Origin of the sequence: Roseibium sp. MMSF_3247 (assembly GCF_030733765.1) — a bacterium.
GTDB lineage: Bacteria > Pseudomonadota > Alphaproteobacteria > Rhizobiales > Stappiaceae > Roseibium.
In genome coordinates, this window is record NZ_JASHII010000006.1 from 152,819 (window position 1) to 176,055 (window position 23,237).

Here is a 23,237-nt window from a genome sequence, read left to right on the forward strand (position 1 = left end):
GTCGGCATCTCAACCGGTGCCGGAACCAAAGTCTCTTCCCTTTTTGCGCAAGCCTGTTATAAGGCGCGCCGCTTGCTTCAACGGCAGGCCACCGGTCGCAGCCTACCCGGTGACGGGCGTTTCAACGAACGTCCACAGCGAAAACAAGGGACCAATACGTTGAAAACACTTGTCATCTGTTCCGGCGGAATGGATTCCGTCACCCTTGCGCACAAAATCGCGCAAGAAAACGAGCTGATCGGCCTGATCTCCTTCGACTATGGCCAGCGCCACAAGAAGGAGCTGGACTATGCCAAAGCCTGTGCCGATGCGCTCAACACCGAGCACATCCTGATCGACATCACGAACATCGGCCGCCAGCTGACCGGCTCGGCGCTGACCGACAACATTGATGTGCCTGACGGCCACTATGCCGAAGACACCATGAAGATCACCGTTGTGCCCAACCGCAACGCGATCATGCTGACCATCGCCTTTGGAATTGCGTCTGCTCGCGGCGCCGAGGCCGTCGCAACGGCCGTTCATGGCGGCGATCATTTCATATATCCGGATTGCCGGCCCGCCTTCACCGAAAGCTTTGAAGAAATGCAGCGCCATGCTTTGGAAGGCATGGGCGAGATCAAGCTCCACACGCCTTATGTGCGTCTCAGCAAAGCCGATATCGCAGCCGAGGGCGCAAAGCTGGGAGTAGACCACACCAAATCCTGGTCTTGTTACAAAGGCGGTGAGATCCACTGCGGACGCTGTGGCACCTGTGTCGAGCGGCGGGAAGCCTTCCACCTTGCCAAGGTGGACGATCCAACAACCTATGCCGACCCCGACTTCTGGAAAGGGGCCTGCAATGTATAGGATCACCAAGGAATTTCATTTCTCCGCATCGCATCAGCTGATCGGTCTTCCGGATGATCATCCCTGCGCCCGGTTTCACGGCCACAACTACGTGGTCGAAGTCGAGTTGGCGTCCTCTGAGCTCAATCAAATCGGTTTCGTACGGGACTACAATGAGCTGAAGTCCCTGAAGACCTATATCGACGACACGCTCGATCACCGGCATCTCAACGATGTTCTTGGCGATGACTGTGTCACTGCGGAGCGTCTCGCCAAGCATCTTTTCGACTGGTGCGTAGAAAAATGGCCAGAGACGACAGCTGTCCGGGTCAAGGAAACACCCAAAACATGCGCCGAGTACCGGCCGCTGACCTATATCCCGGTGGAGGCCCGCCAATGAGCATTGGACAAATTCGGGTCAATGAGATTTTTGGACCAACGATCCAGGGTGAAGGTGCTCTGATTGGTCAGCCGACAATATTTGTGCGCACAGGCGGTTGCGATTACCGCTGCAGCTGGTGCGATACACTGCATGCCGTCGACAGCGCCTACCGGGACGACTGGCACCCGATGACGCCGCAGGCAATCCTGATGCAGATCGAAATCCTCAGCGGCGGCAAGCCTTTGATGGTCTCGCTGTCCGGGGGCAATCCGGCGATCCAGCCACTTGGATCTTTAATCGAGCTCGGCAGGCGGGAAGGCTATCGTTTTGCCCTGGAGACACAGGGCAGCATTGCAAAGGACTGGTTTGCAGCACTCGATGTCCTGACCTTGAGCCCCAAGCCGCCCTCCAGCGGCATGGACACCGATTGGCAAAAACTCGCGGAATGTGTCGAGGCGGCCGGAGCAGACACCCAGACAGTCTTGAAAACCGTGATCTTCGATGACGCGGACTACGACTACGCCAAGGATCTTGCTGCGCGCTATCCGGAGCTGCCGCTTTATCTGCAGCCCGGCAACCACACGCCGCCGTCACCGGCCGCAACAGATGCTCCGATCGACATGCCCGGCATCATGGACCGGATGCGTTGGCTGGTGGACAAAGTGGCTGGTGACCGGTGGTACACACCAACGGTCCTGCCGCAGCTGCATACCCTGATCTGGGGCAACTTGAGAGGCGTTTGATATGAGCGACAAATCCATATACGAAAACCTCACCCAGCTCGGCGCATCGACAGAGCTGCCCGACAGCCCGGAAAACGCTGTTCTGGAAAAGGTTCCAAACCCGCAAGCCGGCACGAAATACATGGTCCGCTTTGTGGCACCTGAGTTTACCTCTCTGTGCCCTCTGACCAGCGCGCCGGATTTTGCGCATCTTGTCATCGACTATGTGCCCAAGGACTTCCTGGTCGAGAGCAAATCGCTGAAACTCTTCCTGGGGTCTTTCCGCAATCACGGCGCGTTCCATGAAGACTGCACGGTCTCAATCGGCAAGCGCCTTGTTGATCTGCTGGATCCTGAGTGGTTGCGGATCGGCGGATACTGGTATCCGCGCGGCGGGATTCCGATCGACGTATTTTACCAAACCGGCCCAGCCCCGGAGGGGGTCTGGATCCCAGAGCAGGGCGTACAGCCTTACCGGGGCCGCGGCTAGTCCGACAGCCCTTTAAGAAATCGATCGGCAGGCTTGACCGACCTGCGCTTTAATTCGCAGGCAGGCCGGCGTGCGCAAGGACATCGCGAATCGTTGCAACGACTTCTGCGCAGGCCTGCGGATCCATGCCCGACGGGTGCGGGTCTGCGAAGCGTCCGGAATCATTATCAAAATAAGCTCCAGACCGGCCTTCAAACTCTTCGGACATGGAGGCCCGTATCAGGATGTCAACGCCGACACCGATGTCACTACCGGACACACCGAACCCCTCTTTCACCATCTTGGTGCCAAGAAGGGAGGCTGGATTGACGGCGACGATGACCGGCCCGTCAGTGCCCAGCTCGCGCGCCAAATCCCGTGTCCACATGGTGATGGCAAGCTTACTCTGCGCATAAGCCTCCATATCAGAGGCCCGTTGTTGACCGACCAAGGCCTTCAGATTGACTGGCGCCTGAGCAGCCGAAGACAGGTTGACCACCCGGCCCGCATTCCCCATCAGCGGCAACAGCTTCCGGGTAAGGAGATACGGCGCGATCGTGTTGACCACAAAGCGAACATCCATACCATCTTTGGTCAAAGCATCCTGGGTGCGAAGGATCCCGGCGTTATTGATCAGAACGTCCAGATGATCGTGGTGGCTGCGAATGGTATCGGCCAGATTGTTCACATCGGCCAGATCTGAAAAATCAGCCACATACGCCTCAACCTCACCGGCGCCCGGAAGAGCCTCCAGATCAGCTTTCACCCTGGCCAGCTTGTCCGGGTTTCGTCCATGGATCAACAGCGTGTGACCGTCCGCGGCAAGCCGCTTTGCCGTTTCCAGCCCAATGCCATCAGTGGCCCCGGTCAGAAGAATAGTCTTTTGCATCAGTAACCTCACGCGTGAAAGTTGGGCAGCAGCTCATCGGCGAGCCGGGCCAAGGTGTTCTCGATGTTTGCTTGATTGAACCGGAGATTCAGGGCCACGTGGTTCACACCAATTTCTTCGAGGGACCCTAGATAGCGATTCAGCGCCCGAACCCCAGACCGGAAGCCGAGATGGATCGGCTGGGGTGGCGCGTCCTTGTCTTCAAGCAAGTCGACATAGAGCGGTTGCATGACCGGTTTGTCCGCCAAGCCCGCAGCGGCAACGCGCCGCCGGTAGTCCTCGATCACCTCGGCTTGGTGCGAAACGTTTCGAGGGTAGGTCATCCACCCATCTGCATTATGGGCAATCCAGTCCGGCTCCTGTCGGCTGCCACCTGTAATCAGCATTGGCAAACGGCCCGCGACCGGTTTTGGCAGCATGTCCATCCCTCCGGATGGTGCGCCAAGTGGGCTGTTGAAAGCCGGAGCAGGATCAGCCATACGGCGAATGTAGTCATAGCTTTCACGAAAGGCATTGCCGCGGGCCTCAAACGAGACATTCAACGCCGGGAATTCCGTCGGCCTGTCTCCAGACGCAATCCCGAGCAGCAAACGGCCGCCAGAGAGCACATCCGCTGTCGCCGCCGCCTTTGCAACATGTGCCGGATGGCGAAGCGGCAAGATAATGCTCGAAACGCCCAGCGCTATGCGGTCTGTGACAGCCGCCAATGTTCCCAGATAGACAAACGGGTCAAAGGTCTGCCCCGCATCCCCGAAAGACGGGACGTCAAACGGTACATCGCGTAACCAAACAGCAGCAAAGCCCAGTTTTTCCGCCAACTCTACCCGATCCAAATGATCCCGCATCGTCGGCACGGCGCTATTGGCATAGTTTTCAATCGGCACGACGAGGCCGATGCTCATCCTGTTCTGCCGGAAGGTGGCATTGTAGGCGGTGTTCAGCGACTGAAAACCGCCGTCTGCGGTGCGTTTCAGCATGACGTGCATCCTCACCCATGGAGTGCTTGTTCAAATTAAAGATATTTCTTTTATTCTCTCCATAAACAGCATATTTGAGACTTCACTATTCTGAATTTCGGGATAATAAAATGGACACCGAATGCCTGCGCCTGTTCGTTTTGGCCGCCGAAAAAAGCAACATCAGTGCAGCCGGCAAGGCGTTGGGGCTTGCCCCGTCCATAGCAAGTGCACGGCTTGCAAAACTGGAACGCTCTCTCGGTTCGGATCTCCTGCACCGCTCCACGCGTAAAGTCTCGCTATCGCAAGAAGGTGCGGAGTTTCTTCCCTATGCCCGGGAAATTTTGGCGCAGGAGGACGCGGCACGTGCCGCACTCGGGCATGGCAAACCGGAGGCGACCGGGACCTTGCGTTTCACCGCACCAAGCACTTTTGCCCAACTTTACATCGTTCCGCTGTTGCCAGAGTTCATGGAAAGGCATCCCGGCATCCGTCTCGATCTGCGATTATCGGACGTTAAATATGATTTGATTGACGGGAGTTTCGATCTTGCACTCCGAAACTCGGCGATGGAAGACACCAGCCTGAAGGGCCGGAAGCTCGCGGATGACACACGTATTCTGTGCGCCTCACCGGGATATCTTGCATCGCACGGTGTGCCCACGGCGCCTGATGAGCTTCAGCAACACCAACTGATCGGTTTTGCCGCCCGCGCAGTGAAACCTCTGATGAGCCCAACAGGTCCGGAAGGCGTGTTCGATACCCGGGGTCCCAACGCCCGGTTAACGATGGACAACGGTCTCTCTCAAAAGCTCGCCACTCTGGCCGGCGCCGGTATTTCGGCCAATTCTCTCTGGAGTGTGCATCAGGAGCTGAAAACAGGAACACTCATTCGGGTACTGCCGAACCACATCGTCGACGATCCTTCCATGCTCTGGCTGATTTACCCGAAATCAAATGTCCTGACTGCAAAGGTGCGCGTTTTCATTGATTTTCTGCTTGAAAAAATCGGAAAGGCGCCGCCTTGGCTGAAGCCTTAAGATCTCCTCGGCAATTGAGAAAACTCGCGGAACCTCAATAGCTGGTTTTACCGCCAGCCCGCATCGTCATGAGCAATGCTCTTTCTGGCCATCCGCCCCGGCCCCCACGTGACCGGATCTCGCGGAGCTGGTCGATCGCTCCGACTTTGTCGCCGCGCTCAAACAACCCCATCCCCATGTAGGACCGCGTCATCAGGCTGTCAGGATCCGCTGCGAGCGCTGCAAGATAATACTTCTCAGCTTGCGGCCAATCCCCGGCCTTCCGCGCAAGAAATCCACGATAGGTGAGAACACGGGCGCTGTCTTGCTCCCGGATTGCATCCAATGCCTGCGCAGACGCCGTTAGGCGCCCCGCATAGGCGAGTTCACGCGCCGCCAGGAACCGGTCATCGTCGTCAAAGAGGTCCGATTTGATATCAATGCAGCGGTTGCTCTCTTTGTCCCAGGCTTTCCCGTCCGGACATTCGGTCGATGTCTGTGTCGGCTTGGGTGGCAGGTCCTCAGTGTCGGAGGGCACAGCGAAAGCTGCGCCGTTCAATCCCAGCACAAACAAAACCGCCAAAGACGCTCCGCGTATTTTCATCAAAAGCCCCTCGTCAACTGCACCGCATTTGTCGCCAAATCATAGGTACCGCTGCAGTCTCCTTTGGCAACTCTCCGCGATCAGTCCGACCAGACAACGCCTTTTCAATTCAGGCTCGGCCAGTTCTGATTGGCCTTGGAAATAAATCCGGGCACGTCGCGGCTCCAGGTTCGCTGCACAGAGCGCGAGTAGTTCACGTAAAGCTTTCCATCGACGACCTTATAGGCCAGCGGGTCGACGCCCACCTTATAGCCGCGGGCAACACCATAAGCGCAATAACCATCATATTGCGGGGCGAAACGGCTGGGATTGGCTGCAAACGCATCCCGGTTTTGAGCGCTGGAAAACTGATACGTCTTGCCGCGATGTTTTGCGGTGAATTGTGAAGACCCCTTTTCCGGGGCACGGCCGGAAAAATAGGACACCGGATCATAACCGGTTAGAGCCAACGGATCTTTTGCAAATGCCGGGGCGGATGGAAGCGCGATCGCCGCAACACTGGCTGCTGCGAGGCCAAGTACAATACGCCGGTTCATCATGCTGAATCTCCCAAGTATCTCCTTTCTAGGAGATGTTTGGCCCACTGCTAACGTTCAATCCACAATCCTGTGAGGTCATCTCAACAGCACGCCCAGTGAGGCGGTTTTAATCCCAGCGGCTGGCCGGCGCGGTGGATTCGCGGACAATCAGCGAGCCCCGGATGGCATGATCCGAGGGGGCGTCCATCCTGGCGATAATGCGATCAACAGCAACCGAAGCAATGTCCTCGATCGGCTGACGCAGAGTCGTGAGCCGTGGGACAACGAGAGAGGCCAAGGTGATGTCGTCGAAGCCAATCACGGAGACATCCTGCGGAACGTGTACACCAAGGTCACGCGCGCACCGCAAAACGCCGATTGCCTGCTGGTCGCTTGCTGTCGCAATGGCCGTGATGCGAAAGCCCCTGCGCAGCTGCAAGAGAATGTTTCGAGCAACAGCCTCGCCGGATGCAAAATCAAATTCACCTGTGTGAACGGTCAGGTCAATCTCATCATCCGGCGTGGACAGCTCATTGACCCGCTCAATGAACCCGTCGCGTCGCTCGCGGGCGACCTCCAGATTCTCCGGCCCGGCTATATAGGCAATGATCCGGTGACCAAGACCATGCAGGTGATCGACGACCTTGCGCGCGCCATCCCGCTGATCGGTCGCTACCAAGGGATATGTGCCGTAACGGCGATCTAGAGAAATGATCGGCAGCTCCGCGGAATAGGAACGACTGGCATCTGAACCAGCCACCACGATGACCCCCGTGACCGGCCAATCGTGCATGGCCCGAACCTGTTTGAGCTCAATACCTGGATCGTCGTGGGAATTGGCAAGCATCACCATGCCGCCCCGCGATGCGACTTCCATCTCTATGCTTTTTGCCAATTGAGCAAAGAACGGATTGGTGATGTCCGGTACGATCAAGCCAATGACCATACTTCTGGCGCTCTGCTGTGCTTGAGCTGCCATTTCACTCATGGATGATTTCTCCGGATCATCAATGCTCTTCTACGTTTTTGAAGCACCTCTCCGTCGGATAATCAAGGAAATCCGAATAGTGTGACCAAACAGCACTGTGTCCAACTACGACGCTCAGCAAGTTTCACAAAGTTGGCGCACGCGGGTGTAGTTGAATGGCTTAAAGGTCTATTTCAGGCTGCATTGATTTCTCTCATGATTTGGGTCGGTGGTGCAGAACCCGGCCAATGGTGTTCATCAGGATTTGAGCCGCCAATACGCCGGTAACACCAGCGGGATCATAGTCCGGAGCAACTTCGACCAGATCCATTCCGACAATGTCTCCCTGCTGCGACAGCCCATCGATCAGCTCCAGGACTTCGTAGTACAAAAACCCTCCGTGGCTCGGTGTGCCCGTGCCCGGCGCGATAGATGGATCGAAAGCGTCGATGTCGAGCGTCAGGTAGTAGCGTTTGCCTTTCGGGATCTTGGCAAGAAGCGCGTCTGTACCGAGTTTCCGTGCCTGACGGACCGACACAATGTCCGAGCCCATCTGGCGTGCGGCCTCATAACCGTCCCGGGCCGTTGACGAAACGTTGCGGATGCCGATTTGGGTAAGGCCGGTCACATAAGGTTTTTCAGCCGCCCGGCGCATGGGATTACCGTGCCCATAACGTACCCCGTGACGCTCATCGACAAAATCAAGGTGGGCATCAATCTGCACCACATGGATTGGCTCTTCGCCATCAAAAGCATTGATGCAAGGGATGTTGATCGAATGATCTCCCCCTAACACGACAGGTAAGGCCCCGGCCTCAAGTATTTTGCGAACGCCAAACTCGATGCGTTTGTGGCTCTCGATCGTGTCGGTGTGAACGATATCCGCATCACCAATGTCAACAATCCGCGTGGTTTCCGCGGGCAGGTAGGTGATGTCATCTTCGAAATCATAGGCCCCGGCGTGGCCAAAGGAGAACAACGTTGACGCCTCCCGGATCGCCCTTGGTCCCATACGCGCACCAGAGCGCCATTGGGTTCCGAAATCAAACGGCGCGCCAAGAACAGCAACGTCAGCGTCAATGGCATCCCAGTCCGGTTGGTACGGATACTTTCCAAATGTGCAAATTCCGACAAAGGGCAGGTTGAGCCGCCCGCTTTCATATCCGTGAGATGTCATGAAACGCTCCGGGTTGGTCTTTCAATTCAGAGCTTCCCGTGCGGATCTGGCGGCGTCAAGCAGCTTGCGACGGCTTTTCCATGCGCGTCGCAGACGAAAAACCGAAAATATATTTGAACGGTCCTGTTTCCTCAGTGCCTGCCGGCACAAACCCGGACCGCTCATAAAGCGCCCTTGCCCGTGGGTTGGTGTCGATCACATCGAGCCGGACCCTGGAGCAGCCGCGCGCAACGGCAGCCGAGCAGATTGCATTCAAAAGGGCCGTACCGACACCAAGACCACGTGCTTCAGCACCCACAAAAATCCCGTCCATCAATAAAAGTCCGGGCTCTGGATCTCTTTCCAGGAGTTCCAGCACAATCCCGCGCCACAACCCTCCAAACAGACCATAGACGGCCGTCATGTCGGATAGGCTGCCAGCAACCAGCCCGCCCTCCTTGGTTTTGAACCCGGCCATTCCGATAAGCCCGCCGTCTTCATCCAGCGCACTGATTGCAAAGTCAGGATCAAGGAGATGGGCAATCAACGAGAGTGCCTTGTCATCCGGGGCCAGGATCTTGCCGAGCTTTCCGGAAAACGCCTGCCAGAACAAGGTAGCGGCCGTCTCCCGTTGATCTTCGGGAAAGCCGGACACAATCTGAAACTGTTGATCTACGGGGTCCGCCATCAGCGCATTGTGACAGCGGTACCGGTCGCACTCACCATCAGCATGGAACCGTTTTGGCCCACAGTTTCATAATCGATATCAACGCCAATCACCGCGTTGCCACCAAGCCGTTGTGCCTGTTGGCACATCTCTTCAACTGCAATCTGACGGGCCTTGGCAAGCTCTTCTTCATAGGCTGCAGACCGGCCACCGACGATGTCACGAATACCGGCGAAAATGTCCTTGAACAAGTTCGCGCCGAGGATGGCCTCGCCGGTCACCAGGCCCTTGTAATCGAGATCCTTGCCCTGAATGGTCGGCGTTGTCGTCACCAGCATGCGTCATCCTCCAGATTTGAGTGCAAGACATGACATGGGACGGCGTCCGGACGAATACAAGGAAAGTGAGCCGGTTCGGTTACGCTGCGCGGCGTGACAGATCCTGACCGCGATAACTGAGCGCTTCTGCAAGGTGGATGCGGGCAACCGTCTCAAGACCGTCCAGATCGGCAAGGGTCCGGGCAAGTTTCAGTACCCGGTGATAGCCCCGCGCCGATAGCTGCAGTGTTTCGGCAGCTTCCCGCAAGAAGGCCAGACCCTTGTCATCCGGTTGCGCCATTTTTTCAACAACGGAGGCCGGGGCTTGCGCGTTGGTCCGCGCCGCAACCCCGAGATCAAAAAAACGCTGTTCCTGAAGTTTGCGGGCCGCCAGAACGCGCTTCGCGACCTCCGAAGATGGTTCACTCTCTGCCGGGCCGATCAGATCGGCAGCTGTGACCGCGGGGACCTCAATCCTCAGATCAATGCGGTCCAGAAACGGCCCCGAAATTCTTGCTTGGTATTCGGTTACACACCGCTCTCCGCGCCGGCATTGGTGTCCCGGTTCCCCGGCATGGCCGCACCGGCAGGGATTCATCGCCGCCACCATCTGAATGCGCGCCGGGTAAGTCACCCGGTGGTTCGCCCGGGCAATGATCGCCTCGCCTGTTTCCAGCGGCTGGCGCAGACTGTCGAGTACCTGCGGATTGAACTCAGGAAGCTCGTCCAGGAACAGGACCCCGTTGTGAGCCAGCGAGACTTCACCGGGTTTGGCCCGCAAACCACCGCCCACAAGCGCTGCCATGGAAGCGGAGTGGTGCGGTGCGCGAAACGGTCGGCGGTCGGACAGTTTGCCATCCGCAAGTTCCCCTGCAAGCGAGGCAATCATGGAGACTTCAAGAAGTTCGCGCGGGGTGAGTGGCGGCAAAATGGAAGGCAAACGGCTGGCCAGCATGGACTTGCCGGATCCCGGTGGTCCGACCATCAGCGTGTTATGGACTGAAGACCAATTTGTTTGTAGTGTCTTTCTCAGGAGGCTTTTAATGACCAAGGCTTACAGCTATCTGCGCTTCTCGACACCAGAGCAGATGAGAGGTGACAGCTTTCGCCGCCAAACTGCTATGGCGAACGAATACGCAGCTAGACACGGTCTCGAGCTTGACGATGAACTCACCTTCCACGACCTCGGTGTTTCAGCGTATCGGGGCAAGAACGCTGAGGCTGGACGCCTTGCAGACTTCCTTGAAGCCGTCAAGGCTGGGCTGGTTCCTCGTGGTTCTTATCTGCTGGTTGAGGGCCTGGACAGGATTAGCCGCCTTAAGCCTCGACGGGCGCTCAAAGTCCTTGAGAACATTGTAGATGAGGGCATCACACTCGTCACTCTCAACGATGGGCGCGAATATGACACAGACAGTCTTGATGAGGACCCACTTAACCTGCTTCTGGCCGTTCTGACGTTTATTCGAGCCAACGAAGAGAGTGCTACAAAGGCAGCACGGCTACGGGCATCTTGGGACGCCAAACGGGCCGCATCCGAGACCAAGCCGCTTACGGCACTCGCACCAGCTTGGCTGCGACTGAAGGAAGACAGGACGGGATTCGATATCATATCGGACCGGGCAGATGTTGTCCGAAGGATCTTTGACATGACGCTAAACGGCGTCGGACAGCACAGCATTGAGAAGATCTTAAACGCAGAAGGTGTTCCTGTTTTTGGTCGAGGCAGTCAATGGCACCGTTCCTACATCCTGAAGATACTGGACAACCCAGCAGTAGTAGGAACGTTCACTCCACACGCCGTCGAGTACGAGGACGGAAAGAAGGTCAGGCGTCCACTTGAGCCTGTCAAAGGTTACTTCCCTTCCGTCGTGTCCGAAGACGTTTTTCAGCGTGTTCAAGCCGTTCGGAAGTCCGTTGAACCCCAACGTGGGCGTCATGCCAAGGCTGAGATCTCAAACATTCTCGGAGGGTTGGCAAAGTGCCCGAACTGCGGAGCAACGATGACCCGTGTCAGTAAGAACAAGGCAAAGGGGTGGGTCTATCTGGTCTGTACCAAAGCTAAGTCCAAAGCAGGATGTCAGTACAAGGCTGTCCGTTACGATGCTGTTGAACAAGCTGTGCTTGAACGCGGCACAGACCTTTTCTTGGACCTCCCCTCTTCCGGTGCGTCAGATCTAGACAACCAGCTGCAGTCAATAGAGGAACATATCAGCGACATCTCAGAACGTGGCAAGAACCTGCTGGATGAGCTGGCAATGAACCCGTCGCCGTCTATCAGGGACCGTGTGCGGACGCTCGATCAGGAGATCGAAGTGGCCCGTACTGAACGAACCGCGATAAAAGAAATGATAGCCCAAGCATCTGGCCCATTGATCGCCCAGCGCGTCGAGCGGGCGAAGGAAGCCCTGACAGCAACGCCAGTGGACCGCACGACAATAAACCGAACACTGCGGGAGCTTTTCTCTGAGGTGGTCGTGGACTATAAGACCGGCTTCTTAGAGCTACAGTGGCATCACTCGAACGAACCGGCATCGCTGTTCTATGAATGGGTTGACAGTGACTGAGGACCGCGTCCCCAGAAAGACGCAACCTTCACGACCACCAACACGCGATTAAGGCGGTCCTACCGGGAAAAAGAGATATCTATAAGATATTCTACTACATACTCTTATAGTGACTCCTGAAGATATCCTTGAGAGCTGTTAAAGACACCGTCAACTGTCTCTTTGGGATCACTCCCCCGTCACGTTAGCTGATCTTCTACATCTCTCAGAGATGTCAGGGTTTATCTCAACGATCCGTGGTCTGTATCTCAGATGAACGAACGTAGTGAGAATAAACCTAGGGATACATGTCATCGACCTATGATGATGATTGTTAAAGAGCCAAACACCTCATCATGACGCACCCACTGCAGTTGGACGCCACCTCGACCAATAGCGTCTTGATCCGTGACGTTGTTCACGGTCTTGAGGTACATCGAATACACGTTTCTTATCTGTCTGCCCTGTATCTGGTACAGGGTAGCTCTGCTGTCCATCCACCCAGGACACCCCCAGACAACACGTGAAGAGCAGCGCAAGGTTTGCACAGGAACTGCGAAGCCTCACGAAACCAGCCCCGGTGTACTGCCCCCTGTGCGGTGGTTGCCGGGGCTGGGTCTACCTAATCACAACTCTCTCCCAGTTGGTCAGTCCACTTCACTGTCAGACTTACAGCAAAGACACCGTGGACTGACACGCCAACAACCACCCCTGTATCCAACACAGTTTTTTTCCGTCTGTCTGCGGGAACTGCCCAGCGCCGTCTTCAACACCCACAAAAGGAACCAGCCATGCCCACCGATGCACGACACGTCATCAGCGTCTCTATGTACGGAGACAAAAACTCCAAGACACTGATCCACACAGTGCGGGACGCCCTTGCAGCCTTGACCGGTCGTAGATGGTCTCTGACAGAAACGATGAGGTACTGCGTAGAGCAGCAATGCGCTGTTTTGATTGACCAGCTGACCGAGGAGCTTGGGGAAAGATCCCCGCCTGATGATGCAGATTACGCTCAGAAGCCCTCAGAGAGTCACTGAGAGTCATTTGCCCCGGCAGGCTAGGTAGGTACCCGACAGCACCAGAACGCCCGCCAGCGACTCTCTGAGAGTCTACTAGACCCTCTCCCAACTCGGACACACGACTAACGGACAACTACCTAGATGACCCAACACCCCGCAAAGACCCATAGAGCCTCTCAGAGAGTCGTAGAGAGCCGTTTTCATGATAAGGCTAGGTAAGCTCCCAACAGCCCTGAAACGCTCATCAGCCACTCCCTGAGAGTCCCACAGACACCACCTGCTTTCGGAGGGCCCGTCTGAAGCGACATTCAGGGGGTGACACTAGGCTGTGTATCCCGCAGCCCTAAACCACGACCGTACTGCTCGATCAACTCCACGACATCACAGCCATAATCCAGCACTGAACCGCAGGGATTGTGGACAACCCAATTGACGGTATCCTGCTCCAAAATAGAGCGACCGTCCGGCAGTAATACTTCCCGCTGCCCAGCGCTCCCACTGCGGATCTTGATGGTGATATCGATACCCTGACACATAAAATGACGTCTCCTTGAGAGAATTAAACACACTCGCTCATAGTCAGAAAAGTGACCATGTAAATGAAAGCAACTCTCTGATTCTAAATCACTATTACAGGTTTCAGGCGATTGTGAACCACACCCTGTCTTCCATCACTCAAGGAGATGTCGTGATGACCAACCTGAACACCTTCAACTTCAAGTCCAACGAGATCCGCGTTGTAGTAATCGACGACGAGTCATGGCTCGTCGAGATGACGTAATCAACCTACTCAACCTTTAGCTATCGGAATATCGGCGGCGTTATGATGATTAAAAGACCTACTTGCGTCGAACCCACTTAGGTTTGACTCCCGGGAAAAATGCGGTGGTGGTTGTGAGCTGGGTCTCGACCAGCTGCTCATGCTGAGCAACAAAGAAGACACCTCTAACGGGTCGGAGACCAACAAGGTTCGACCTCTCTAGTTTTTCTCGCCCATTCTCAGCTTATGATCTCCGATAGCAATCTAAGTTCAATTTAGGTTATGGCAAAAAAGCCAATGTTATCAACGAGGACTGCCTGCATGACACGATCCTCGACACATGTGAAATGGGTCTTAATTCAATATAGACGCCTGCTTCTACATTACTGAAACCATTGGAGATTTCGAAAAAGCTACAATGGTCGTATCCATTGGCAGGTGACTGTGCCCTAAAGTTGAATTTAGATCGTTCATCTGCGTTCAGATTGTCCTGCGGCTTCATGACCAGCAGAATACTGTGCTCCTGAAACACGATATTCGTGGCACCCCTCACTCGACTATGGCTCTGAAAAAGCTAACGAGCTTACCCTGAAGCAGCTTCAGGGGAAGGAACGGAAGCTGGATGCTGAGTATAAACGTGTATTGGATACGCTCTTAGGCCGTGGTCGGAACCCATACGTGGTTTTTGAATCTGCCCTGCACAAGAATATAGGGGCGTTCGTTCATGTGCGCCTGCCGTATCAGAAGGGAAATCACTCACCCCTCATCTGGTGAGGGAGGCGGGGCGGCGAAAAGCGAATGGAAAACAACCCTGAGAATTTTGTGTGATTGGTCAAACCAAGCGATGCGGCTCGGTGCCAGTTTGTTCTGTCTCCTCACAAACTCGCAAAATACTGGGCCGTTGCGAAACTGCTTCACACAGTGTTCTTAATTTTCCAAATCACCGCAAAACGAGAAGGGCTGTCCGGTCTATTGTCTATCTTGTCGAGATGAACAGACAAGGGTAGCTAAAAGTCTGCTAGCCCTGCGCTGAGACTGCTGTCCTAAACAAAACTCGCAGTGGGTTTAATGTAGCAAAATACGACATTAGCTTCCCGAACCGGGGCGCGAGCGGCGTCTCTGAGCGAAAGATGTCTAAAGCCCCACTAGTGCGATTGACCCGCAAGGCCCAATATGTACTGTAAATTTCAGATCTTTGTTTGGGTATTCATTTGCAACAAATCATTGTTGTATTTCTGGTTACTCTCATAAACCTATTTTAGCTCGCGCTATGATTTATCAATGTGAAGTGAACGGGAAGTATGATTCCGGACACGGTATGTAATCACTACAACAGCTTGATAAGTGCAAGTAGTCCGTGACACTTAACGTTCAGGCGGAATCCGCCACAGTATCCAGATGCGGATACGCTACCCTAGAACAACGAGTGACGTTCACGAAATACGATGTGGATTACGCGACACAGGACCCGAACTCTGCTCAAATCGATGTGCAGCTTCTTCCAATCTAACTTTACTGGGAAACAACGGCCGTGGAACTTTGGGTCGCGGCTAGTGTGTCGTAGCGAACCCATAATGAGGTTATAAATAGCTAGATTTATTGCTGCTGTACTGTTCCTAATTTTTTACACAACAAGCTCGACAGCATACTCGGGAGCTGACTTAAACGCAGACAACCAGACATTTGGCGCAGGATTTGTCTTTGGCGTTATTAAAATGGAACTGGCACCCAGCAGGACACACCCTCAATACAGATCTGACAAGTTGACGGCAGTCGGAAAGACTAACTCGGATTTACGGCACCAACAAGCGAACGGCGGTGGTTACGTATAAGTGGATGAGAAGATATCAATCGTCGATTCCACTTAAAAACATGACATCAATTAATTGACCATAATATATGTAAAAGGCTGGTATCTGCTCTAATGTACCAAGCATATATGGAGGATCTGCAGACAAAAAAGGCTTCGAAAACTGTATTTTACCAATTTGTTCCTCAATCTCCGCATGTATTTTACTCAACTCAATGAGGGGTTTTTTGCTTACAAAAAAAACTAAAGTAATTTCTACTTCTTCTGCATCCCAATGGGGTGAAGCAACAACTCTAATTTGCTCGATTGATCTGTAAATTTTACCGTGATCTGAGTCTTTCTCATGTTTTTGGATTATTCGGCCACGCCACTTGCGTAGTGCAGCAACAAATTCATCCGGGAAGGCAAATCGACCGTACTTTCTTTCCAAATCATTCGCGAACTTTTCTCGGCGATCCACAGATGTTATGCCCTCTACCCGGCTCCACCTTCCGAGTACAGATTTTTTAACTGACATCATCCTCGATAAATCTACGATGATATCTGAAGTAGGACTGTGTTCGAGTATCGCGAATGTTGGTGTAGTTCCTTTCTCTACTGCCTTGAGTAAATCCGAGTCCACTTTGACCAACGGGCAAACCACTACGTCCTCTCGACCAGGGCCGTCGTTAACAATATCGCAGGTCTGCGTTACTACGACCAACCCTTCGACATCTTTAGCGACGGCTTGTATCTGATCGTCCTCGACGATGAGACAAACAAAGTCCCGTGTATCAACTGTATAGTCACCCTGTCGCCAGGCCAAATGAGGTTGTTCGCTGTCAGTTTGATCTTCTTGTTCATTTGAAGCCACACCGGCGGCGGCAACAGCAGGCGACGGTGCAATGACATCTGAAGCCAGAGATGCCTCAGCAGGCACTCCAGCTTCGGCTTGCGGTAAACTCTTGGGCAATGCGAATTACCTTTTCAGCAAAGAAATCCTTTTGTTGATCCCACCGGTCAAAATCCGGCCTTCGCTTTCTTGAGCTTGATCGGAAATATTTTGGGCAATCTCATACCAGTTAGACGGCATTCCACCCAAAACAGGAGTCCTGTCCCTATCAATATGGGGAATCGGCGCGGAGTGTCCGATGCCTGGGCCCAGCAAAGATTTCAGATCTTCGAAACATTCATCACGAAGCATCGCTATCCCGGTCAATCCGCCAGGAAAAGAGTTGTGAAGAAGTCTGTTGTTGTTGTCCCCGGCGTTACCGCTGTCCACATAGCGAATAGTCGCCAGGACCTTTCCGAGCTTGTCTCTCTTGGATGGCCTGATATTCCCACCCGCAACCCAACTGTGAACAGATCGCCTAGACACACACATTATGTCCGCCAATTGTTCGAACGTAAGCTCAGTCAGGCGGCGAATTTCATGTATCGCATCTACGGCCTCGACTGCGACTGCATAGCTTTCTGGCAATCGCACCCGTCCAATTTCTGACGAGGTGTTAGTTCCGCGTCGATATTCATTTGATAGCTCTGCAGTAGTGCCTTTCCCGATGTCCACTAGAGAGTCAATATATTTAGGGCTGTTAAGCCAAAGATCTGATGCTTCGGCACTTTGATATTGTGCGGTTAGATAAGTCTCTTGAACATCAGCAGGGTGATATGCGGCAGCCTCAAGCATATACATTATCCTTCCCTATATTCATTTAGAAAATCGTCTGTTACAGCCCACCGGAAAAATGCGTACGCCCGCTCCGCCAATTCTCGTGAGACGGTGACCGCATCTTGAGAGTGAATCTTTCCATTATATAATTCAGGGGTAGTATAGACATCAATATCTAATACCCATGACTTTTTGTCTAACGGGCTCAGGAGCTGCTCATACACAGAATTAGCGGGCACAAATCCCCAGCGGGCGATTAATTCACCGTTTGATACTTTTGCAAAAAATTCAGTCATAGACCTATCGATATTCTCAGAAAATTCTGAAGCGAGAATCCCCACCACATGTTGGTTCAGAATTTTTTGCAGACGTCGTGGTTCTACAGTCAATATCCGATCTATGTAGCGAACTCCAATTCTCTTAATTGGATCAATTCCAATTGTTTTCTGCGCTGAGTTTACAACTTTTCCTATTCGATCAACAAAATCATTCCGTGATGAGTAATTAAGTGTTTCAATAGAAACAAAATCATGAGTTAAACTGACTCTCCAGATCGTATTCTCGTCGTAAAAACGCCAAAGAGTCTCTTTTTTTACTTCCGGCCTACTCCCCGCAAGACTAACAACCTCAACCTCCTCCTTCCTTAGAACCGGATAAATCTGTCGAATCTCCTCCTGGAACGCCGCAATGAAACGCTCATCAGAAATCGACAACACGTCATTGAATTGAACTTGACAAAGCACCCTAGCCAACGGTGCGTTTTTTAGCGGAATTTCCTTGGGTGGATCGCCAGCCAGGGGAAAAATTTGGTTAACCATCACAGCCTCCGAATCACACCCATGTCTATACCATGTGAAGTGGGATGTGAAGTAGTGGTTGCATACCTGATAATAGATTAATTATTCGTGATCTTGGTTAGGGCGCTGGGCAGTGCACCGCGGCCGGGGAAAGCAATTACACAATTGATTGGTCTTGAATTTTTAAAATTGGGCAGTGGTAACACACCAGGTCAGCAACTGCCTTCGCGAGTATCTAGGAAATGGTTTCAGCCGGAACTCCGCGCAGGGTGCGAAGAAGTTTCGTGATGACCAAGCTGACAACCTTCAACTTCCAGTACAATGAGATCCGTGTAGGCGAAATCAATGGTGAGCCGTGGTTCCCGGCTAGGGACGTGTTAAACGCCCTCGACAGCAAACAATAGACAATCATCTCTCTGAAAGCATTGTGAATTCGGAATTGAGTAGGTCTGACCTACCGATTGGCCGGGGACCACGTCCGCTTCTTGTCGCGAAGTCTGGAGTCTACAAGCTGATTTTCAGTTCCGATAAACCTGTCGCTCGTCGGTTCCATAACTGGCTGGCTAAGGAGGTTATTCCATCGATAGATAAACACGGCGCATACATCTCTGCCCAAAAGAATGTAGGGACCGGTTAAATGACTCGTGAAGAGTTGGTAGCCAAGGCGCTAATGGCTACGAACGACACCTTGAGAGAGATCGAAGAGCGAGCAGAACGTCATTTCACGTAAATCGTTTCTCTGGACATTCTGCACCCATCGAATAATTTGGTTGTGCATATTTGTGAAACAACCAAAGGGATTATTATGAAGACCGCTCTTATTGCCGTTCTATTCGCATTTGTTTCCTCTACGGCCTTTGCACATAGCGGAGGAACGAATAGTCAAGGATGTCACAACAACACTAAGACTGGCGGTTATCACTGCCATTGATCGGAAGACTGCGGACCGAACAGTCAGCGTAGCCTCAGAGGACCACCTCTGGGGCTTTTTCGAACGCGAACAGTACAATGACCGGAGATTAACTCGGCAACGATGAGGTCATTGTGAAACAGATTCACAAAAGTGGTACGGCCGCAACACCTAGCCTCTACAAACTGGTCATGCGCCCGGACAGCGAGCTTCAGGAGGTGACCACATCCCTTCGCTCAGTATTTTTGCTATTGCATATTGACGGAGATTCACAGCGCTCGTTAAATCAAACCATTGATTCAATGGAGGTTTTGAAGTGGCAGTACCCCGTTCTCTCGCTGTTACAGGATCGCTGACGAACGATATCATCGATGTGTCTAGCTACCTTGAGTACTATGGACTTTCAGGCGACGACACATTCAACACCAGCAGCTCCATCTATGGGAGTTTGTTGTCCGGTGGCCTTGGCAACGACAACTACAATATCGCCTACGGCGCGAACGTGATTGTTCATGACACTGGAGGCATTGATACGATCACGTCCTACAGCACATACCTTTCCGATCCATATCTTTACATTGGCTTCCTAGACAATGCTCATATGGTCGCTGCAAACACATTAACCGGACAGTTTTTCGCTGTTGCTGATTGGTTCGACCCTGAAAAGCGGATCGACACCTTCCGCATTGCCGACGGCACATACACTTACGATCAGATCAATCACTTCATCCATACAGCCCCCAACTTCTTGGGCTACATCAGCACGGAAAGCTACGGACCAAGCATTCTTGGCACGAGCGTCAACAGTGCTGATGTCCGAAATTTCGTGACCAGCATCACCCAAGACGAGGACAGCTATACAGGGACAGCCTTCACAAGCTATCTACCAAGCACCTTGAACGAAGAAGGCGTCAATCTGGTCCGGTTTTATAACACCGCTCTGGAAGCGTTCTTTTACACGGCGTCTCCAGCAGAAGCAGAAGCAGTCAGAACCATCCTTCCCTATTTCCAGGAGCATGGGCCTGTATTTAACGTGTTAGACGCACACGACACCACCACCGCAGACACGTTGGAAGTCTATCGTTTCCTGAACACCTCCACTGGCGGTCACTTCTTCACGTCCAATCAAGAGGAACGCGACATCATCATCGACAACGTAAACGGTGACGGTTTCCTAGCGAGTCTCCAGTACGAAGGGGTCGCATACAAGGCGTTCAACACCGATGCAGCAGACCGAACAGCAGTTTACCGCCTGTTCGACCCAGAGAGTGGATCCCATGCTTTGTCTGCCTCTTCAGCGGAGATAGTTGGTATGCAGGCCAATGGCTTCCAAATGGAAGGTGTAGCATTCTGGGGTTACAGCTAAACTGCGTGGTCGTAAGGTCAAGGCCTTAACGCAGACAGTATGACGGTAAGTCATATATCTTCGAGATATCTGAACCGGCCTCTCTGGCGGTTGTCTCTGCATCACGATACCGACCTTTTGAGAATGCAGGACAATCACGGGCGTGGCCGGTTTCCACCTGATAACGGTTGATCTCAACACCATCTACAAAACACACGCCGACTGGACGCTTACCGGCTACAGTGCCATCCAAGTGACACACCACGTACTTGCCGTTCACGAGTTGTCTTAGGTTCGATGTCGATTCTGGCCCTCCGGGTTGCGTTTTTCGGGAATTATCCTCTGGAGCGGCTATTCCCTGTAGCCGAACTTCCACTTCTCCGAACAATACACCGTCGCCGTCAATCACAGTACCTAAGCCCGACAGGGTGGCTTTAGTCTCGTAAGCTTGTGCTGTCGCGACAATCAGGGTGAGTAGTATAGAGATCCTTAATAGCATTATTATAAATTATCCTTAAGAGCATGTGTTCGTGGACATAATTAACGTGTAGTGTGCGACTACAGGATACGAAATAAACATTAGATAGGCTTTGAAATTTACTTGGTGATTTATAACCTATCTTCCCTCTAGGTCGCTTTTCAAGTGTCCCCCCATACCCCCGGTCAACCACAGAGAAAACTTTCACAACTGCGTTCAGCTGGGCAAGATGATATGTATTGGTCTTGCATTTACGACAGGAGCAAGTTATGTCCACCGGCCGCCGCGATCTCCAAAGCACGCTTGGCGCTTTCCTGACCCTTGACATCTGCAAGATCCGGTATGCCTTGCGGATCGCCCCGGAGTTTGGCTGCGGGCCTGGAGAGGACCTGCGTTCCCTTGAAATGATTGGCGAGCTGGATCAAGGACCGCGGCGCCAGAATATCCATCTCCCCGTCCGCCCAGGCGGCTTCTCCGCCGCATTCAAACGGACAGATCAGCCCCTTTTCCAATGCGTTTGCGCCCATGGCGGCTGGCAGAACTCCAGCGACGGGAGCCAGGGTCCCATCCAGCGCCAATTCGCCCAGAATGACGTAGTTTTCCAAGAACTCTGCCGGAATTGCGCCTATGGCTGCCATCACCCCGAGCGCGATCGGGAGATCGTAATGGGATCCTTCTTTCGGTAGGTCCGCGGGCGCCAGATTGACCGTGACACGCTTGGCCGGAAGCGCGAGACCTGAGGCGGACAGAGCCGCACGGACCCGCTCCCGGCTTTCTGCCACCGCCTTGTCCGGCAAGCCCACGATGGTAAAGGCGACCATGCCCGGGCCGACATGCACCTGCACGTCGACCGGAACCGCCTCTATGCCTTGGAAGGCCACCGTGGTCACCCGGCTGACCATCAAACTCTCCTATAAATTTAATATGACGGTATTGCAATTTATAAGAGAGAACAAGACGCGTGTTAGAATGGCCATGCGCACTGCCAGTTGGTGCCTATCGGACTTGCCACTTGCCGAAAAGCTTGGACCCTCGCACACTGATTAGGAAGCCAACACGGAACCGGAGAACGAAGCCATGTGCGATCTTTGCATCATCAAGTCGGTGAAAGACAAAATGCTGTCACGGCGCGATGTTTTCAGGGCTGCAGCCGCCGGAGCCGGCGTTGCGGCGGCGACCACTGTTGCAGGCGCTCTTCCGGCAATGGCGCAGACACCAGCGCAAATCCTGGATCTCACACACGAACTCTCTGAAGACTTTCCAACATTTGGGGGTGAGCCTGGATACAGGGCAGAGAAAATCTTCGATTTCGCCAAGGACGGGTACAATCTCTACAGCCTTTCAATCGATGAGCATTCGGGCACACATCTCGACGCACCGCTGCATTTTTCCGCAGATGGGCAATCCGTTGCCGAAATACCGGTCGACAAACTGGTTACGCCACTCTGTATCATCGACATCAAGAAGCGCGCCGCTGATAACCCGGACGCACAAGTCACTCCGGACGATCTCAAGGCGTGGATTTCGGCAAATGGAGACATTCCGAACGGAGCGTGTGTTGCGATGAACTCTGGCTGGAGCGCACATGCGTCTTCAGACATGTTCCGCAATGCGGATGCCAATGGTGTCATGCATTTTCCCGGCTTTCATATAGAAGCGGTTCAGATGCTGATGGAAGAAGCCGACGTTGCCGGGCTTGCCGTTGACAGCCTGTCACTCGATCATGGAATTTCGCAGGATTTTGCCGTCCATTACGTCTGGCTTCCATCCGGCCGCTGGGGCCTGGAATGCATCGCCAATCTTGATGCGTTGCCGCCGAGCGGCGCAACACTCATTGTCGGCGCCCCGAAAAACCGCGGCGGCACTGGCGGCCCGAGCCGGGTCATGGCGATGGTTTAAGGCAGGAGTTAAAAAGAGGGCTTAGCCCTCTTCTTTAGCCCGGCGCTCTGCATTGAGCTGTTCCAATTCGGCCAACTTGTCGCCGATGGGCTTCAAACGGCCCATGGTCGTGCGGAACCGGGCGGCCCGCTGATCGAACAGACGCTGCGCAAGTTCCGGGTATTCGGACACCATGCGTTTGAAGAGTGCTCTGCGAATACGGATGATCCGGACAGGTTCGGCAGCTTCTGCGCGGCAGGGACGCTTGGTTTCCACCAGCAGCGCGCTTTCGCCCAACAGCGTTCCCGGACCGACCTTGTCGACTTCTTCAAAGCCGTCTTCGCCGCGTGTTGACAGCGTCACCAGACCATCGGTGATCACAAGCCCGCCGTCCGCCCGCTCATCCTGATCGAAGAGGCGCAGACCGGCACTGTAATCCATGCTTTCGGCACTGAAGGCGAGCAGGCGAAGCTGATCGTCCTGAAAATCCGAAAACATCGGTATCTTTTTGAGAATCGCTATATCTTGGGCAAGGCTCATGCCCAAGATTTA

At 53.6% G+C, this 23,237-nt stretch carries 23 protein-coding genes and 2 pseudogenes; 10 read left to right on the forward strand and 15 right to left on the reverse strand.

Annotated features, from left to right (window positions below):
* Positions 1 to 159 precede the first annotated feature (159 nt).
* From queC to queF, 4 genes are read left to right on the forward strand one after another with little or no spacing between them, the layout of a single operon-like run.
* Positions 160 to 849 (forward strand): 7-cyano-7-deazaguanine synthase QueC, encoded by a 690-nt coding sequence (gene queC / locus RBB44_RS19510; RefSeq protein ID WP_306149245.1) that lies wholly within the window; start codon positions 160 to 162, stop codon positions 847 to 849.
* Complete coding sequence (gene queD, locus RBB44_RS19515) at positions 842 to 1,228, forward strand: 6-carboxytetrahydropterin synthase QueD (RefSeq protein WP_306149244.1); 387 nt, start codon at positions 842 to 844, stop codon at positions 1,226 to 1,228. Before queC ends, queD begins: the two co-directional genes overlap by 8 nt.
* Positions 1,225 to 1,953 (forward strand): 7-carboxy-7-deazaguanine synthase QueE, encoded by a 729-nt coding sequence (gene queE / locus RBB44_RS19520; protein WP_306149243.1) that lies wholly within the window; start codon positions 1,225 to 1,227, stop codon positions 1,951 to 1,953. Before queD ends, queE begins: the two co-directional genes overlap by 4 nt.
* Before the next feature lies 1 nt (position 1,954).
* Positions 1,955 to 2,422 (forward strand): preQ(1) synthase, encoded by a 468-nt coding sequence (gene queF / locus RBB44_RS19525; protein ID WP_306149242.1) that lies wholly within the window; start codon positions 1,955 to 1,957, stop codon positions 2,420 to 2,422.
* A 49-nt stretch (positions 2,423 to 2,471) separates the two neighbouring features.
* On the opposite strand, the gene RBB44_RS19530 is transcribed toward queF, so the two are convergent.
* Together RBB44_RS19530 and RBB44_RS19535 are read right to left on the reverse strand one after the other, a co-directional pair.
* Positions 2,472 to 3,290, reverse strand: coding sequence for an SDR family NAD(P)-dependent oxidoreductase (locus RBB44_RS19530; protein ID WP_306149241.1), 819 nt, complete (start codon positions 3,288 to 3,290; stop codon positions 2,472 to 2,474).
* An 8-nt stretch (positions 3,291 to 3,298) separates the two neighbouring features.
* Positions 3,299 to 4,267 (reverse strand): LLM class oxidoreductase, encoded by a 969-nt coding sequence (locus tag RBB44_RS19535; protein ID WP_306149240.1) that lies wholly within the window; start codon positions 4,265 to 4,267, stop codon positions 3,299 to 3,301.
* A 110-nt stretch (positions 4,268 to 4,377) separates the two neighbouring features.
* Between RBB44_RS19535 and RBB44_RS19540 the strand changes: the two genes are divergently transcribed.
* Positions 4,378 to 5,286, forward strand: a complete 909-nt coding sequence (locus RBB44_RS19540; protein ID WP_209176401.1) for a LysR family transcriptional regulator — start codon at positions 4,378 to 4,380, stop codon at positions 5,284 to 5,286.
* Between the two features lie 34 nt (positions 5,287 to 5,320).
* Here RBB44_RS19540 and RBB44_RS19545 read toward each other — a convergent pair whose 3' ends face one another.
* The 7 genes and pseudogenes from RBB44_RS19545 to RBB44_RS19575 all read right to left on the reverse strand — a co-directional run.
* Positions 5,321 to 5,869 (reverse strand): c-type cytochrome biogenesis protein, encoded by a 549-nt coding sequence (locus RBB44_RS19545; RefSeq protein ID WP_306149239.1) that lies wholly within the window; start codon positions 5,867 to 5,869, stop codon positions 5,321 to 5,323.
* 104 nt (positions 5,870 to 5,973) lie between these two features.
* A complete protein-coding gene (locus RBB44_RS19550; protein WP_306149238.1) occupies positions 5,974 to 6,408 on the reverse strand; it encodes a YHS domain-containing (seleno)protein in 435 nt (144 codons plus the stop codon).
* 106 nt (positions 6,409 to 6,514) lie between these two features.
* Positions 6,515 to 7,375, reverse strand: coding sequence for a LacI family DNA-binding transcriptional regulator (locus tag RBB44_RS19555; protein ID WP_306149237.1), 861 nt, complete (start codon positions 7,373 to 7,375; stop codon positions 6,515 to 6,517).
* A gap of 193 nt (positions 7,376 to 7,568) precedes the next feature.
* Positions 7,569 to 8,531, reverse strand: a complete 963-nt coding sequence (speB, locus tag RBB44_RS19560) for an agmatinase (protein WP_306149236.1) — start codon at positions 8,529 to 8,531, stop codon at positions 7,569 to 7,571.
* Positions 8,532 to 8,586: 55 nt separating this feature from the next.
* Positions 8,587 to 9,198, reverse strand: a complete 612-nt coding sequence (locus RBB44_RS19565) for an N-acetyltransferase (protein ID WP_306149235.1) — start codon at positions 9,196 to 9,198, stop codon at positions 8,587 to 8,589.
* Entirely contained in the window at positions 9,198 to 9,515 is a 318-nt protein-coding gene (locus RBB44_RS19570) for a heavy metal-binding domain-containing protein (protein ID WP_055673029.1), read from the reverse strand. Before RBB44_RS19570 ends, RBB44_RS19565 begins: the two co-directional genes overlap by 1 nt.
* A gap of 79 nt (positions 9,516 to 9,594) precedes the next feature.
* A pseudogene (locus tag RBB44_RS19575) lies at positions 9,595 to 10,524 on the reverse strand (YifB family Mg chelatase-like AAA ATPase); the annotation flags it as partial.
* Positions 10,525 to 10,537: 13 nt separating this feature from the next.
* Between RBB44_RS19575 and RBB44_RS19580 the strand changes: the two are divergent.
* The gene (locus RBB44_RS19580) at positions 10,538 to 12,058 is read left to right on the forward strand and encodes a recombinase family protein (RefSeq protein WP_306149233.1); all 1,521 of its coding nucleotides are present in this window, start codon (positions 10,538 to 10,540) and stop codon (positions 12,056 to 12,058) included.
* Positions 12,059 to 15,666: 3,608 nt separating this feature from the next.
* Here RBB44_RS19580 and RBB44_RS19585 read toward each other — a convergent pair.
* From RBB44_RS19585 to RBB44_RS19595, 3 genes are read right to left on the reverse strand one after another with little or no spacing between them, the layout of a single operon-like run.
* On the reverse strand, positions 15,667 to 16,581 hold the full coding sequence (locus RBB44_RS19585) for a hypothetical protein (protein WP_306149232.1): 915 nt from the start codon (positions 16,579 to 16,581) through the stop codon (positions 15,667 to 15,669).
* Between the two features lie 6 nt (positions 16,582 to 16,587).
* A complete protein-coding gene (locus tag RBB44_RS19590; RefSeq protein WP_306149231.1) occupies positions 16,588 to 17,295 on the reverse strand; it encodes a hypothetical protein in 708 nt (235 codons plus the stop codon).
* A 5-nt stretch (positions 17,296 to 17,300) separates the two neighbouring features.
* Positions 17,301 to 18,095: a TIGR04255 family protein gene (locus RBB44_RS19595; protein ID WP_306149230.1), complete on the reverse strand. Its 795-nt coding sequence runs from the start codon at positions 18,093 to 18,095 to the stop codon at positions 17,301 to 17,303.
* A gap of 406 nt (positions 18,096 to 18,501) precedes the next feature.
* Here RBB44_RS19595 and RBB44_RS25545 point away from each other — a divergent pair, with 406 nt between their 5' ends.
* The 3 genes from RBB44_RS25545 (at position 18,502) to RBB44_RS19605 (ending at position 20,350) form a co-directional block, all read left to right on the forward strand.
* Complete coding sequence (locus RBB44_RS25545) at positions 18,502 to 18,711, forward strand: Bro-N domain-containing protein (protein WP_371932287.1); 210 nt, start codon at positions 18,502 to 18,504, stop codon at positions 18,709 to 18,711.
* A 168-nt stretch (positions 18,712 to 18,879) separates the two neighbouring features.
* Positions 18,880 to 19,005 (forward strand): YHYH domain-containing protein, encoded by a 126-nt coding sequence (locus tag RBB44_RS19600; RefSeq protein ID WP_306156142.1) that lies wholly within the window; start codon positions 18,880 to 18,882, stop codon positions 19,003 to 19,005.
* A gap of 295 nt (positions 19,006 to 19,300) precedes the next feature.
* Complete coding sequence (locus RBB44_RS19605) at positions 19,301 to 20,350, forward strand: hypothetical protein (protein ID WP_306149229.1); 1,050 nt, start codon at positions 19,301 to 19,303, stop codon at positions 20,348 to 20,350.
* 25 nt (positions 20,351 to 20,375) lie between these two features.
* Here RBB44_RS19605 and RBB44_RS25550 read toward each other — a convergent pair whose 3' ends face one another.
* Together RBB44_RS25550 and RBB44_RS19615 are read right to left on the reverse strand one after the other, a co-directional pair.
* Positions 20,376 to 20,828, reverse strand: a complete 453-nt coding sequence (locus RBB44_RS25550) for a thermonuclease family protein (protein WP_371932286.1) — start codon at positions 20,826 to 20,828, stop codon at positions 20,376 to 20,378.
* Positions 20,829 to 21,064: 236 nt separating this feature from the next.
* Positions 21,065 to 21,709 (reverse strand): annotated as a pseudogene (locus RBB44_RS19615) (magnesium chelatase domain-containing protein); the annotation flags it as partial.
* 175 nt (positions 21,710 to 21,884) lie between these two features.
* Here RBB44_RS19615 and RBB44_RS19620 point away from each other — a divergent pair.
* The gene (locus RBB44_RS19620; RefSeq protein ID WP_306149227.1) at positions 21,885 to 22,706 is read left to right on the forward strand and encodes a cyclase family protein; all 822 of its coding nucleotides are present in this window, start codon (positions 21,885 to 21,887) and stop codon (positions 22,704 to 22,706) included.
* A gap of 21 nt (positions 22,707 to 22,727) precedes the next feature.
* On the opposite strand, the gene RBB44_RS19625 is transcribed toward RBB44_RS19620, so the two are convergent.
* Positions 22,728 to 23,183, reverse strand: coding sequence for a Crp/Fnr family transcriptional regulator (locus RBB44_RS19625; protein ID WP_306149226.1), 456 nt, complete (start codon positions 23,181 to 23,183; stop codon positions 22,728 to 22,730).
* Between the last annotated feature and the right edge of the window lie 54 nt (positions 23,184 to 23,237).